The following is a 13,913-nucleotide window of genomic DNA, read 5'->3' as shown; positions in this document are numbered from 1 at the left end:
CAGGCGCGGGTCATCCGGCAAGGCTTGCAGGCCGCGATCGTAGACCGCGATCGCATCGGCCTCGCTCCTGCCCTTGTCGCCGACCAGTTCGGCCTCGAGCAGGAACACTTCGCCGAGCGTCTTCGCCTCGTCGGCGACGCGCGCTTCGAGTTCGTGCAGCAGACTCATCGCTTCGGCGCTGCGGCCCGTGTCGTGAAGCAGGATCGCGGTGCGCTGCTGGGCATCGAACCACTCGTCCTCGCTGTCGCCGACCTCGGCGTACCACTTGAGCGCGTCGGCCTTGCGTTCGGCCAGCTCGCTGAGCTGGCCAAGCAGCAACAGGCGCATGGCCGGGCGCGGCTGCGATTCGGCCAGTACCTGCCGATACAGGGCGTCGACCTGGGCCTTGTTCGCCTTTGCGTCGCCATGCGCGAGATAGGCTGCGCGCGCCGCATAGATGCGATCGTTCTGCGGTCCCTGCGCGAGCACCGCCGACGCCTGGGCGAAGTCGCCGAGATCACCGAGCAGCGCGGCGTAGGCGACGCGCAGGCGCGCATTGTCTTCGCGCCCCTCCTTGCCCGACGCCGACTTCGCGTTGCGCAGCGCATCCGCGAACAGCTTGCGCGCGCCTTCCTTGTCGCCCGCGCCGATCTTCACCTGCGCGGCCCAGGCATAGGTCTCGGGCGTATGGAAACGATCGTTAGCACGCTGCGCCAGAGTTTTGGCGATATCACCACGATCAAGGCGTATTGCCAGCTGGCCGACCGCGATCCACACCTGCGGATCGCGACCGAGGTCGACTGCCTGCACCGTGTTGTCCGGCGCCGCGGCGTCGCCGCGCAGCAGGCGCTCGAACATCAGACCGGCCGCAGTCTTGTCCTCGGCGCTGAGCAGAGCCTGCGAGACGGCCCTCCAGCCGCTGCCACCCGGGCGGTGGGCGAGCCAGGCGAGATCAAGAAACGCCGCATCGTCCGCCCCGGCGTGCAGGGCGAGCATCGCGCGCGCCTGACGCACGCCGACCTCGTCGCCATGCAGCGCCTGCCAGCGCAGCAGCGCCGTGTGTGCGGATTCCCATTGCCTGCCCGCAATCGCGATATGCGTGGCCTGCTCTGCGATCGCCGCATCCTCGCTCGCCTGCGCCGCGTCGACGTAGCGGCGCGCGGCGGTCGCGGCGTCCGAATCGGCCAGCGCGAGCTCGCCGGCAAGCAGGTTCGCGATCAGATCGCGCTGCTTCGGATCCGGCGCGATGTCGAGCCGCTGCAGCGGCTGCTCCGAAACCGGCGTGCGCGGCGCGGGGCTGCGCGCCGGCGCGGTTGCGCAAGCGGCCAGCAGTGCGACCACCGCAGCCAGCACCGATTCACGCCATCCGAACGAATAGGTTTTCACTCTCTGCATCCACCTGCCCGCATCTGCGGCGAATCGTCGCTGTCACTCTTATCTCGGGGCGCATGTCCGCGTTTCAAACCGGCACAGCACCCGACTTGCTTGATATCGCGCCGCATGGGCCGCACAATTTTGCCGCTGCGCGGGCTGCTCCGGCGCCTGCGGCAAGCTTACCGGAATACGTAGAACATGGCCCTGATCGCCCTCGGACTCAACCACCAGACCGCGCCGCTCGACCTGCGCGAGAAGGTCGCGTTCGCGCCCGAGGCGACGGCCGAGGCGCTCAGCGACCTCGCCCACCAGCCCGGCGTCAACGAGGCGCTGATCCTGTCCACCTGCAACCGCACCGAACTCTACGTCGAGGTCGAGGCCGGAGCGGAAGGCGCGGCGCAACGCTGGCTGCTCGATCACCATGGATTGACCCAGCGCCGGCTCGACGAGTTCCTCTACCGGCACGAGGACAACGCCGCCGTGCGCCACCTGTTCCGCGTCGCCACGGGCCTCGACTCGATGGTGCTCGGCGAGCCGCAGATCCTCGGCCAGGTCAAGGACGCCTACCAGACCGCGCGCAGCGCCGGCACCTTGCGCAGCTCGATGGAGCGCCTGCTACAGCAGACCTTCGCCGTGGCCAAGCGCGTGCGCACCGATACGCGCATCGGCGCGAATCCGGTCTCGGTCGCCTACACCGCGGTACGCATGGCCGAACGCCTGTTCGCCAATCTCGCCGATGCCTGCGTGCTGCTGATCGGCGCCGGCGAGACGATAGAACTGGCTGCGCGCCACCTGTCCGAATCCAAGGTACGCCGGCTGATCGTCGCCAACCGCACGCTGGAAAACGCACAGGCGCTGGCCGCGCGTTTCGGCGCCTATGCGATTTCGCTCGCCGACCTGCCGCAGCACCTGGCCGAGGCCGACATCGTCATCGCCTCGACCGCAAGCACGACGCCGGTCCTCTCCCGCGCGCTGGTCGAGAACGCGATCCGCGCACGCAAGCACCGGCCGATGTTCCTCGTCGACATCGCCGTGCCGCGCGACATCGAGCCGGCCGTGGCCGAACTCGACGACGTATTCCTCTACACGGTCGACGACTTGAAGCAGGTTATCGACGACAACCTGCGTTCGCGCCAGGCGGCTGCGAGCGAGGCCGAGGCGATCATCGAACTGCAGGTCGAACACTACCTCGCTTGGCGCCGCGCGCTCGATGTGCGCAACCCACTAGCCACACTGCGCAGCGAAGCGGAGGCACAGCGCGACGCGACGCTGGACAAGGCGCGCGCTCTGCTCGCGAACGGGCGCACACCCGAGCAGGCGCTCGAATTCCTCGCCCACACGCTGACCAACAAACTGCTGCACGCGCCAAGCGCCAACCTGCGTGCCGCCGCGCTGCGCGGCGACGTCGAGCTGCTGCGCGCCGCTGAAACGCTGTTCGATTCCTCGACGCCGGCAAAGGAATGACCGCAGAGCACTTTGGCCACGAATTACACGGATAGCACGGATCAAAGCAAATCGATTCTTGCTCTATCCGTGTCATCCGTGTAATCCGTGGTTAAAATTCGCTCTTCTATGAACCCATCGATCAGACGCAAGCTCGACGAGCTTGCCGAGCGGCATCAGGAAGTCTCCCTGCTGCTCGCCCAACCCGAAGTCCTCAACGACAACGCGCGCTTTCGCGATTTGTCGCGCGAGTTCGCGCAACTCGAACCGCTGACGGCATCGCTGCACGCCTATGACGACGCCGGCAGGAATCTCGAAGCAGCACAGGCGATGCTCAAGGATCCGGAGCTCAAGGAACTCGCCGAAGGCGAAGTCACCGAGCTCGAAGCGCGGCGCGAAGCGCTTGATCAGGAATTGAACCTGCTCCTGCTGCCGAAGGACTCGCGCGACGAGGCCAACATTTTCCTCGAAGTGCGCGCCGGCACCGGCGGCGACGAGGCGGCGATTTTCGCCGGCGACCTGTTCCGCATGTACGCGCGCTATGCCGAGACGCAGGGCTGGCGCGTGGAGATTCTTTCCGCCAGTGCCGGCGAACACGGCGGCTACAAGGAAGTGATCGCGCGCGTCGAAGGCGGGGGTGTGTTCTCGAAATTGAAGTTCGAATCCGGTGCGCATTGCGTCAAGCGAGTGCCGACGACAGAATCGCAGGGCCGAGTGCATACCTCGACCGCAACGGTTGCGATCCTGCCGGAAATGGACGAGATCGACGATGTATCACTCAACCCCGCCGATCTGAAGATCGACACGTTCCGTGCCTCCGGAGCCGGCGGCCAACACGTCAACAAGACCGACTCGGCGATCCGCATCACCCACCTGCCGAGCGGCATCGTCGTCGAATGCCAGGACGAACGCAGCCAGCACAAGAACCGCGCACGCGCGATGTCGCTGCTCAAGGCGCGCCTAACCGATGAGGAACGCAGCAAACAGACTGCGGCACAGGCCGACTCACGCCGCCTGCAGGTTGGCAGCGGCGCCCGCAGCGAGCGCATCCGCACTTACCGCTACAAGGACAATCTCGTTACCGACGATCGCATCGGCCTACAACTGCATCGCCTTTCAGAAATCATGGATGGCGACCTTGATTTGCTGCTTGTCCCGCTGACCCAGGAATACCAGGCCGACCAGATGAAGTCTCTTACCGAAGGCGGCCTGGCAGGATGAACGCGGCGCTGTTGCCGGCGACGCTGGATGCGATCGCCACGCTGATCGAACGCGGCGACCTTGCTGCCGCAGAGCGCCGCGCGCAGTCGGCGTTGCAGACGCTACCGCCGCATGCGGAAGTCTGGCGCCTGCTCGCGATCACGCAGATGCAGCGCGGCCAGTTCGACGCGGCGACGCGTTCGCTGCAGCAGGCGCAGCGTCTCGACCCGCGCTCGGTCGAGGTCCTGTGCAACCTCGCTTCGGTCGAGTTCCATCGTGGCAGGATCGAAGATGCGATGCGCGCGCTCGAACATGCGCTCACGCTCGCGCCCGGCCATATCGGCGCGCTCAACAATCTCGGCCGCCTGCGCCACCAGCTCGGCGACTATGTGGGCGCGGCGCAGTGTTTCGAGCGCAGCCTGCGCGTGGATCCCAACCGCGCCGAAACCTGGTTTGACCTCGCCAACGCGAGCGCCTCGCTGCACCAGTGGGACGCCGCGGAATCGCACGCGCGCCGCGGTCTGAGTGTGGCGCCGCGTTCGGCCGACGGCTGGTACGTGCTCGGTTATCTGTACGAGCGTCAGGGCAAGCTCGAGGATGCATTGCAACCGTACCGCAACTCGATGGAGCTGAGTCCGCGCCCGCATACCGCGCACAATCTGGCCCTCGTGCTCGAACAGACCGGCCAGTGGCAGGAGGCCGCACAGATGATGGAGCATGCGCTGCGGCTCGAGCCCGCCATGTATTCGGCGCTGAGCCACCTCGCCCACACCCGGCGCCGGCTGTGCGACTGGAAGGGCCTCGACGAACTCGGTGCGCGCCTGCTCGCCGCAGTCGATGCCGACGCCGACGGCATCGGCCCGTTCGCCATGCTCGCCGAAAACTCCACGCCTGCGCAGCAGCTGCGCTGCGCGCACATGTTCGCGCGGCAATTCCCGCATATGGCGCGGCAAGAAGAGAGCTCACTGGCGATTCCAGCATCGTCATCGCTGCGCGTCGGCTTCGTCTCCTCGGGCTTCAACCAGCATGCGACCGGGCTGCTCGTCGTCGAACTGATCGAACGATTGCGCGGGTCGAACCTGACCACGGTCGCATTCGCGACGACACCGGCCGATCGCAGCGCGCTGCGCCAGCGCCTCGTCCGCGCCTTCCACGAATTCCACGATGTCGCGCCGCAGTCGCCCGAGGCGATCGCGCAGCGCATCCGCGACGCGCGCATCGACGTGTTGATCGATGTCGACGGTTACTGCATGAACTCGCGGCCGCGCATCTTCGCGCTCAGGCCCGCGCCGATCCAGGTCAACTGGCTGGCCTACCCCGGCTCGCTCGGCGCACCGTGGTACGACTACCTGATCGCCGACGACTGCGTGATCCCTGCCGGCCAGCGCGCGCACTACGATGAGAAGATCGCGAACCTGCCGCGCTGCTACCAGCCGACCGACACCACGCGCACCGTGAGCGCAGCGCCTGCGCGCGAAGCGCTCGGGCTGCCCGCGCAAGGCTTCGTCTACTGCTGCTTCAACGCGACCTGGAAAATCACGCCGCAGAGTTTCGCGCTGTGGATGCGCATCCTGCATGCGGTGCCCGGCAGCGTGCTCTGGCTGCTCGACGAATCCCCGGGCAACGGCGTGGTCGAGCGCCTGCGCGGCGCCGCGCAGCGCGCCGGCATCGACCCGCAACGGCTGATCTTCGCGCCGAAGACGAACCACGACGATTACCTCGCGCGCTACCGCCGCGCCGACCTGTTCCTCGACACGAATCCTTACAACGCACACACGACCGCCTCGGATGCGCTCTACACCGGTTGCCCCGTGCTGACGCGCCCGGGTGACACGTTTGCCTCGCGCGTCGCGGCAAGCCTGAACCGCCAGATCGGTCTCGACGAGCTGGTCGTCGCCGACGACGAGGCCTATGTCGCGCTGGCGATCGAGCTCGCGCGTCAGCCGGCACGGGTGGAAGCCTTGCGCGCGCGCCTGCGCGATCCGGCCGCACGCGCGCGCCTGTTCGACATGCAGGCCTATGCCGACGACTTCGCCGCGCTGATCGAACGCATGGCCGAGCGCGCTCGCGCCGGACAGCCGCCGCAGGATATTTCGCTGTAGCATAGCGGCATGACTGCCGCCAAAGAATTCACCCCGCTCAACCTCTGCGTGCTGACCGTGTCCGACACGCGCACCGCGCAGAACGACACCTCGGGCGACTACCTCTGCGATGCGCTCGCCGCCGCCGGCCATCGCCTGCATGCGCGCGCGATCAGCCGCGACGACAAGTACAACCTGCGCGCGATCGTCTCCGCCTGGATCGCGCAGGCCGACGTGCACGGCATCCTCGTCACCGGCGGTACCGGCTTCACCGGCCGCGACTCGACTCCCGAAGCGCTGCATCCGCTGCTCGACAAGGACATGCCGGGTTTCGGTGAAATGTTCCGCGTGCTCTCGTTCGAGGAGATCGGCACGTCGACGCTGCAGTCGCGCGCGTTCGCCGGCCTCGCCAACGACAAGTTCGTGTTCTGCCTGCCGGGCTCGACCTCGGCCTGCCGCACCGCCTGGGAAAAGCTCATCCAGGCGCAACTCGACTCGCGCACCGCGCCGTGCAATCTGGCCGGCCTGAGATCACGTCTGCGCGAAACCTGAGTTTCGAGCAGCACAAGGAGCACTTCGATGAAGAAGAAGAAATACGAGCATCATCTGAAGGAACTCGCGGTCGAACTGGTCGAACTCCAGCGTTGGCTGATCCATACCGGCAAACGTGTCGTCGTGATCTTCGAAGGCCGCGACGCGGCCGGCAAGGGTGGCACGATCAAGGCGATCACCGAGTACCTCGACACGCGCCACTACCGCATCGTCGCGCTGTCGAAGCCGAACGAGCGCGAGCGCACGCAGTGGTACTACCAGCGCTACGTCGAGCACCTGCCGGCCGCCGGCGAAATCGTCCTGTTCGACCGCAGCTGGTATAACCGTGCCGGCGTCGAGCAGGTCATGGGCTTCTGCGGCGAGGAGGAATACAAGCGCTTCCTCGTCGAATGCCCGGTGTTCGAGAAGGGTCTCGTCGACGACGGCATACTTTTGTTCAAGTACTGGCTCGCCGTCGATCAGGCCGAGCAGGAGGAACGCTTCGCCGAACGCGCCTCCGATCCGCTCAAGCGCTACAAGATTTCGCCGGTCGACATTGCCGCGCGCAACAAGTATCGCGAATACGGCGAGGCGCGCGACGCCATGATCGCGGCGACGAGCACCAAGTACGCGCCGTGGCACGTGGCCGATTTCAACGACCAGCCGCGCGGCCGGCTCAACCTGATCCGCGACCTGCTCGACCGCCTGCCCGACCGCAAAATCCCGGTCAAACCGCTGAAACTGCCCAAACTCAAGGGCGACCCCGGCGTCGAGGAGCTGGCCGACAAGGCGCTGTGGGTGAAAGACGTGTATTGAGCGCGCGGCGCGCTTGTCACGAAACCGTCATAAAGCGAGGACGGTTCCCTACACCCGGAACTTTGCAATTCCTTTACAATCTCCGGCGCAACACGATGGGAGTTCCTCGGGCCGCAGATGCCGTGAGTTCACGACGGCATCGCAATGCCCGTACGCCGACAAGCCACGGCATCGACCGGGCGCGGTGAAAGGAACGGGGACGCAACCGTTCACGCCAATCTTGCCCATTCAAACTGGAGACTCGACCATGCTGTCACCTCGCCTCGCCCGCGCTACCCGCGCGCCGCGCCGCTACACCCTGAGCCTCGCTATCGCCTGCGCGCTCGCCGGCAACGCCGCGTTCGCGGCCGATGCCGCGCCGGCAGCCGATGAAGCTGCCGCGCCCAAGCAGCTCGCCGACATCACCGTGACCGCGGAAAAGCGCAGCGAGAACCTGCAGAAGGTGCCGGTTTCGGTCACCGCGATCGATCCCGAGAAACTCGACGTGCTCAAATCCGGCTCCGACGACGTGCGCTTCCTGTCCGCGCGCGTGCCGAGCCTGCTGATCGAATCCTCGTTCGGGCGCACGTTCCCGCGCTTCTACATCCGCGGCCTCGGCAACACCGACTTCGACTTGAACGCTTCGCAGCCGGTGTCGTTCGTCTATGACGACGTCGTGCTCGAGAACCCGATCCTCAAGGGCTTCCCGGTCTTCGACATCGACCAGGTCGAAGTGCTGCGCGGCCCGCAGGGCACGCTGTTCGGGCGCAACACGCCGGCCGGCGTGGTCAAGTTGCAGTCCAAGCGCCCGACCCAGGAACCCGATGGCTACGTCGATGTCAGCTACGGCCGCTACGGCACGACCAATGTCGAGACCGCGTTCGGCGCCGGCATCAACCAGGACTGGGCGTTCCGCGTGTCCTTCCTCGACCAGCACCGCGACGACTGGGTGAAGAACACCGCGCCGGGCAAGAGCAACGAACTCGGCGGTTACAACACGCAAGCGCTGCGCCTGCAGTTCGAATACAAGCCGTCCGACACGTTCGATGCGCTGCTCAACATCCACGGCATGAACATCAACGGCTCGGCGATCCTGTTCCGCGCCAACATCATCCAGGCGGGCACGAACGATTTCGTGCCGGGCTGGAAGCGCGACGAGATCTCGATCGACGGCAACAATTTCCAGAACGTGACGTCCAGCGGCGCAAGTCTCCACTTGACCTGGGGCTTCGAGAACATGGAACTGGCCTCGATCACCAGCTTCGACCGGGTCAAGACCCTGAGTCACGGCGACATCGACGGCGGCTATGGTGCCGTGTATGCCCCGGGTGGCGTGATGGGCCCCGGCTTCATCCCGTTCGCGTCGGAATCGGCCGACGGCTTGCCGTTCCACCGCCAGATCACGCAGGAAGTGCGCCTGTCCTCGAAGAACACCTCGCCGCTGGACTGGATCGTCGGCGCGTACTACTTCAACGAGAACATCACGGTCGACAGCTTCAACTACGAGACGATTTTCTGCGACCACTGTGCCGACGGCTATGCGCAGCAGAAGCAGAAGGACGTGAGCGAAGCGCTGTTCGGCTCGCTCGGCTATCAGGTCAACGACGCGTTCAAGATCAAGGGCGGTCTGCGCGTATCGCACGACGAGAAAAACTGGACGGCGACGCGATACTCCGCACCGACCAGCACGGGCGCCGGCCCGCTCGGGCCGCTTTTCCTGGACCCGAGCACGACGCGCACGACGGGCGATCTGTCGGCCACTTACAGCCTCGACAAGGACACCACGCTGTACGCGCGTGCCGCCACCGGGTATCGCGCGCCGAGCATCCAGGGTCGCCTGCTGTTCGGCGACACGCCTTCGGTCGGCAAGACCGAGACGATTACGTCGGGTGAGTTCGGCATCAAGTCCGACCTGTTCGATCATCGCGCCACGATCAACGCCGACGTCTACGCCTACGAGATCAAGAACCAGCAGCTCACCGCGGTCGGCGGCGGCACCAACTTCGCCAAGCTGGTCAATGCGAAGAAAACCGAAGGCCGCGGCTTCGAGGTCGATGCGCGTGCCTACGTCACCGACAACCTGATGGTGACCGCCGGCGGCAGCTACAACTACACCAAGATCAAGGATCCGAATCTCTATATCGCACCGTGCGGCAGCAGCCCTTTCGGCGGCCCGTTCTGCCACGTGCTCGATCCGACAATCACCGAAGGCGGCGTCGTGCTCGCCTCGATCGATGGCAATCCATTGCCGCAGGCGCCGAAGTGGATCGGCAACATCACCGCACGCTACGCGATTCCGTTCAAGGACGGCGAGCTGTTCGCCTACACCGACTGGGCGTACCGCAGCAAGGTCGATTACTTCCTCTACCGCGCGGTCGAGTTCACCGGCAAGGCCTGGGTCGAAGGTGGTTTGCGTGTCGGCTACGCCTGGCACGACAACAAGCGCGAAGTGTCGTTCTACGGCCGCAACATCCTCGACAAGAAGGCAATCACCGGCGGCATCGACTTCGACAACCTGACCGGCTACGTCAACGAGCCGCGCATCTGGGGCGTGCAGTTCCGCGGCGAGCTCTGATCGCCGCGGGGGCGCAGCAACCGCCCGCCGTCATCTCCTGAAAAAAAGCCGGCGAATCGCCGGCTTTTTTTGTGTCATGCGACTACAGAAATCAGATCTGGATTTCGGTGCGCTGCTGCTGGCGCATCATCGTCACGATCAGGGTGCCGAACAGCAGCACCGAGGCGACGATGAAGATCGTGATGCCGAGGCTCTCGCCGTGCAGGCCCTGGGCGACCGCGCTGGCATCCGCTATCGGCACGAAACCGGCCGCGGCCATCGCCGTGTAATGCATGCCGCAGACCGCCACGCCCATGACCAAAGCAGCGCCGAGCAACTGCATCCAGCCGCGCAGGTTGAACGCGAGCCACAGTGCCGCAATCGAGGCGACGATCGCGATCACGACCGACAACACGACGATATTCGGATCGTAGACCGTCTGTGCCGGCATCAGCATCGCGGCCATGCCGGTGTAGTGCATGCCGGCCACGCCCAGGCCCATCAGCACGCCAGCGAGGACGAGCTTGCCCCAGGAGAACACGCCGCTGCTCGCCACCGCGAGGCCAACCGTGCACGCGGCGATGCCGATCACCGCGGATGCCGCGGTCAGCGGCAGGTCATAGGTCACCGCGACGTTCATCTGGCAGGCCAGCATGGCGATGAAGTGCATCGCCCAGATGCCGCCACCCCCGACTGCGGCGCCCGATCCGATCAACGCCTGCCAGCGCTCGCTCGCGCTCTTCGCGGTCGGTATGCCGATCGCGAGTTGCAGTGCCGTGTAGGACCCGAGTACCGAGACCACATAGGACAGCAGGACGAGAAAGGTATTGTGATGGCAATGTATCGCGTTCATGTCGTTTCCCCTGAAGATATGTACAAGATCAGTCACTGAAGACAAATACGCAGTAGCTAGCTCCTGAATTACGGCAATGAGACTCCTCGACGTGCGCTGGCTTGTCGGCGCGCGAAGTGTTGATCAAGCCTTCGAAAAAACCGGAGAAAAAATGACAGCTGCGGCCATGCTGGCCGTTGCCGCAGAAAGGGCTGGCCTTGATATGCAGACCCTCGTCATCGAGATCGGCCGGCAGCAGCTGGCGCACCGCGGGCAGCGCGATGTGACGCACCGCATCGTGCAGGCCGAGGCGCGCGCCAAGCGCGAAATCGCGCTTGTATACCCAGGCGCCGACGCGGGTGCCGACATAGCGCAGCACGCTGTCGTGCTCCTCGGGTGGAATCTCCTGCTCGAGCAATACGAGGCGCGGCAGAATCAGCGGGTAGTCTGCGGCGAGCTTGGGCAGCAGTGTCTCAAGTCGCGAACGGTCGTAGCTCGGCCGCGGCGCGGCGATGCGATTACCGAATTCCGCGGCACGCCCGTTGAGCGGCATTTCCTGTGGCGGCGCTTGCGGCGCCGGATACGCGGCCGGCGGCGCATAGCTCGGTGTCGGGGTGTAGTGTTGTGCCACGCGCGGCGTCGGTGTCGACGCGGACGCCCTTGGCGGTGCCGGCGCAGCCACTTCATGCATCATCGACTCGTAGGAACGCACGCGGCGATGCGTGGCGACGCGATCCTCGAGTTCGAGCATGTTGGCTTCCGGGCCGCGCACCGCAAAATTGAGCGATACGCCTTCGTTGCCTTCGGCCATGCGCTGGCGTACCAGACTGAAGCCGCAGGCCATGACGATCTGCCCTAGCTCGAACAGCAAACTCTCCTTCTGATCCGCAACGACACGGATCTGCACTTCGACATAACGCGAATATGGCTCGTTCAAGATGTCCCCCTTGAGCACCAGACACGAACGACAAAAACGCTAGTAGTTCACACTAATCGTTGCCGCACGATTTCCTGCATTTGTGATGTTGTAACAATTTTTTCGCGGCGATAACGAGAATTGCGGCATGTTCCGTGGCAATTCTTAAAAATGCGTTCTCGGTTTTTTGGCGGATTTGCGTATTAGTTCACAACCCGCATTATTCGCCGCGAATTAAAAATCCCGGCGTTAGCGACGCGGCAGGAAATTCGCCGGAGCCGTCGGCTTCGGAAGCGTCAAAGTCGATGCGGTGAACCTCGTCGATACGGGCGGCGGGAGGGCCCTGCCGCAGCCAGGACTGGAGCCGGTCCAAGGCGTCTTCGGCGCCGCAGGCGAGCACCTCGACGCTGCCATCGGCCAGGTTCTTCGCGTAACCACGCAGGCCCAATGCCAAGGCTTGCGCACGCGTCGAAGCGCGGAAGAACACGCCCTGCACTCTGCCACGAACGAGGAATTTCGCGCAGCGCACCATGACGATCTCAGAACTTGCCCTCAAAGCGCAGCGAGCGGAGAGCCGATCCTAGATAAGATCGGGCGCGTCGCAGCAGCTTTGAAGGCAGGTTTTCAGGGCTTGATGATCGCATCGAGATCTTTCATCTGGATCGGCCCGAGAAACGCCTTGGCGACACTGCCATCGGGCGCGATCAGGTAGGTGTTCGGCAGACCCTTGGGTGTGTCGAAATCCTTGGGCGGATCCATCACGTCAACCTGCGCGACCGGATAGCTCAGCGGATGCGCCTTGAGGAATTTCTCGATGTCGGCTTTGTCACTGTCTTCGTAGGCGAGGCCGATCGCCGCGACCTTGTCCTTGTGCTGATCGACGTAAGCCGAGATGTCGGGCAGTTCCTTGATGCAGGGCGAGCACCAGGTCGCCCAGAAATTCACGATGACCCATTTGCCGTTCTGCGCGGACAAATCGAAAGTCTTGCCGTCGAGCGTGGCCAGCTTGAGCGCGGGTTTCGGCGCGGTCGCGGCGCCGGCGATACCCGCCATCAGCAAGCTGGCACAGAAAAGAGCGGAGAAACGTTTCATGCAAGTCCTTCGGATTGTGGTTCGCTATGCATTCGACCGCACCGTAGCGGGAAAAATTTCGGCGAGCGGCGTATCCAGGGTCGCACGCACCCCGTTCGCCGCTTCACCGAGCTTGCTGGTCGCGGCCGCGTCGAGCGAAACATCGCCCGTAACCGGCAGCGGCTCGTGCAGCGGAATGCGATAACCACTCGCGGCGTAGAGATCGTACAGGCTCGTCGTGGCGAGGTCGCGCGCGAGGATGAAATCACCGCGCTCGCTGCGCTGGATCAACCCGGCCTTGACCAGGTCGCCGAGGTACTGCTGGGTCGACGCATCGCTCAAGAACGGCTCGCGCCGGCGCAACTCGTCCGCGCTCAGGCCCGCGCCCGTACGCTGCGCAGAGGCGAAGTGCGCGAGCACGCGCACGAGGCCGCGGAATTCGTCGCCCGCGGGGAGCTTCGGCGCGTTCGGGCGATAATCGAACGCGGCCAGCGTCGAAGCGACCGACGCACCGACGAGCACGACGATCCACGAGAGGTAGATCCAGACGATGAACATCGGGATGATCGCGAGCGCGCCGTAGACCTGGTTGTAGCTCTTGCCGACGTAACTCGTGAAGCCGCGCTTGGCGAGTTCCGAAGCGATCGCCGCGATCAGCGCGCCGATCACGGCGTGGCGCAAGCGCACGCGGCAATTCGGCACGAGCACGTAGATCGCGGTCAGCATGAACCACGAGATCAGGAACGGCAGTATGCCGAGCAGGCGTGCCTTGATCTGGAACGACTCGCCGGCCTGCGCGAGCATCGGCAGCGCGAACACGTAGGACGAGATCGCGAGCGCGCCGACCATCAAGATCGGCCCGGCGGTCAGCACTGCCCAGTACATCAGCAGGCGCGAGGTCAGCGGCCGTCCGGTCGGCACGCGCCAGATGCGGTTGAACGCGTCCTCGATGCTCATCATCAGCGAGATCACGCTGAACAACAGCACGAGGATGCTGATCGCGGTCGCCTTGCCGGCGTTCGCGGTGAACTCGGTGAAATAGGCGTGGATCGTGTCGCCGGCCGACGGCACGAAATTGTCGAACATGTACTGGGTGATCTTGTCCTGCCATTCGGCGAACGCGGGGAACGCGCTGAG

Annotated in this window: 12 protein-coding genes; 6 read left to right on the top strand and 6 right to left on the bottom strand. The window is 65.0% G+C overall.

What is annotated here, in order from left to right; translation table 11 throughout:
• Nucleotides 1-1,374, bottom strand: a 1,374-nt coding sequence (locus VF497_RS04665) for a hypothetical protein (RefSeq protein ID WP_330886474.1), incomplete at its 3' end; no start/stop codon positions are given.
• A gap of 177 nt (nucleotides 1,375-1,551) precedes the next feature.
• Here VF497_RS04665 and hemA point away from each other — a divergent pair.
• From hemA to VF497_RS04635, 6 genes are all read left to right on the top strand, one after another.
• Entirely contained in the window at nucleotides 1,552-2,817 is a 1,266-nt protein-coding gene (gene hemA / locus VF497_RS04660) for a glutamyl-tRNA reductase (RefSeq protein ID WP_330886473.1), read from the top strand.
• A 108-nt stretch (nucleotides 2,818-2,925) separates the two neighbouring features.
• Nucleotides 2,926-4,017 (top strand): peptide chain release factor 1, encoded by a 1,092-nt coding sequence (prfA, locus tag VF497_RS04655; protein ID WP_330886472.1) that lies wholly within the window; start codon nucleotides 2,926-2,928, stop codon nucleotides 4,015-4,017.
• A complete protein-coding gene (locus VF497_RS04650; protein ID WP_330886471.1) occupies nucleotides 4,014-6,098 on the top strand; it encodes a tetratricopeptide repeat protein in 2,085 nt (694 codons plus the stop codon). Before prfA ends, VF497_RS04650 begins: the two co-directional genes overlap by 4 nt.
• Before the next feature lie 9 nt (nucleotides 6,099-6,107).
• Nucleotides 6,108-6,629: a molybdenum cofactor biosynthesis protein B gene (moaB, locus tag VF497_RS04645; protein WP_330886470.1), complete on the top strand. Its 522-nt coding sequence runs from the start codon at nucleotides 6,108-6,110 to the stop codon at nucleotides 6,627-6,629.
• Between the two features lie 27 nt (nucleotides 6,630-6,656).
• Nucleotides 6,657-7,424: a polyphosphate kinase 2 gene (gene ppk2, locus VF497_RS04640; protein WP_330886469.1), complete on the top strand. Its 768-nt coding sequence runs from the start codon at nucleotides 6,657-6,659 to the stop codon at nucleotides 7,422-7,424.
• Nucleotides 7,425-7,671: 247 nt separating this feature from the next.
• Complete coding sequence (locus VF497_RS04635) at nucleotides 7,672-9,978, top strand: TonB-dependent receptor (protein WP_330886468.1); 2,307 nt, start codon at nucleotides 7,672-7,674, stop codon at nucleotides 9,976-9,978.
• A 91-nt stretch (nucleotides 9,979-10,069) separates the two neighbouring features.
• Here VF497_RS04635 and VF497_RS04630 read toward each other — a convergent pair whose 3' ends face one another.
• From VF497_RS04630 to VF497_RS04610, 5 genes are all read right to left on the bottom strand, one after another.
• Complete coding sequence (locus tag VF497_RS04630; protein ID WP_330886467.1) at nucleotides 10,070-10,810, bottom strand: MHYT domain-containing protein; 741 nt, start codon at nucleotides 10,808-10,810, stop codon at nucleotides 10,070-10,072.
• A 28-nt stretch (nucleotides 10,811-10,838) separates the two neighbouring features.
• Complete coding sequence (locus tag VF497_RS04625) at nucleotides 10,839-11,726, bottom strand: 4-vinyl reductase (protein ID WP_330886466.1); 888 nt, start codon at nucleotides 11,724-11,726, stop codon at nucleotides 10,839-10,841.
• Between the two features lie 199 nt (nucleotides 11,727-11,925).
• Nucleotides 11,926-12,234 carry an acylphosphatase gene (yccX, locus tag VF497_RS04620; RefSeq protein ID WP_330886475.1) on the bottom strand — a complete coding sequence of 103 codons (309 nt, stop codon included), beginning with the start codon at nucleotides 12,232-12,234 and terminating at the stop codon, nucleotides 11,926-11,928.
• A gap of 95 nt (nucleotides 12,235-12,329) precedes the next feature.
• Nucleotides 12,330-12,797, bottom strand: a complete 468-nt coding sequence (locus VF497_RS04615; protein WP_330886465.1) for a TlpA disulfide reductase family protein — start codon at nucleotides 12,795-12,797, stop codon at nucleotides 12,330-12,332.
• A gap of 24 nt (nucleotides 12,798-12,821) precedes the next feature.
• Nucleotides 12,822-13,913: YihY family inner membrane protein (locus tag VF497_RS04610; protein ID WP_330886464.1), on the bottom strand; the 1,092-nt coding region annotated here is incomplete at its 5' end.

It is taken from the genome of Rudaea sp. (assembly GCF_036383415.1).
Classification (GTDB): Bacteria; Pseudomonadota; Gammaproteobacteria; order Xanthomonadales; family Rhodanobacteraceae; genus Rudaea.
This window is presented reverse-complemented; position numbering and strand designations above follow the sequence as displayed.

Excerpts from the sequence above, each read along its gene's own strand:
- prfA (WP_330886472.1), top strand. The coding sequence starts at position 2,926 with ATGAACCCATCGATCAGACGCAAGCTCGACGAGCTTGCCGAGCGGCAT.
- ppk2 (WP_330886469.1), top strand. The coding sequence starts at position 6,657 with ATGAAGAAGAAGAAATACGAGCATCATCTGAAGGAACTCGCGGTCGAA.
- VF497_RS04630 (WP_330886467.1), bottom strand. The coding sequence starts at position 10,810 with ATGAACGCGATACATTGCCATCACAATACCTTTCTCGTCCTGCTGTCC.
- VF497_RS04615 (WP_330886465.1), bottom strand. The coding sequence starts at position 12,797 with ATGAAACGTTTCTCCGCTCTTTTCTGTGCCAGCTTGCTGATGGCGGGT.
- VF497_RS04650 (WP_330886471.1), top strand. The coding sequence starts at position 4,014 with ATGAACGCGGCGCTGTTGCCGGCGACGCTGGATGCGATCGCCACGCTG.
- moaB (WP_330886470.1), top strand. The coding sequence starts at position 6,108 with ATGACTGCCGCCAAAGAATTCACCCCGCTCAACCTCTGCGTGCTGACC.
- VF497_RS04635 (WP_330886468.1), top strand. The coding sequence starts at position 7,672 with ATGCTGTCACCTCGCCTCGCCCGCGCTACCCGCGCGCCGCGCCGCTAC.
- hemA (WP_330886473.1), top strand. The coding sequence starts at position 1,552 with ATGGCCCTGATCGCCCTCGGACTCAACCACCAGACCGCGCCGCTCGAC.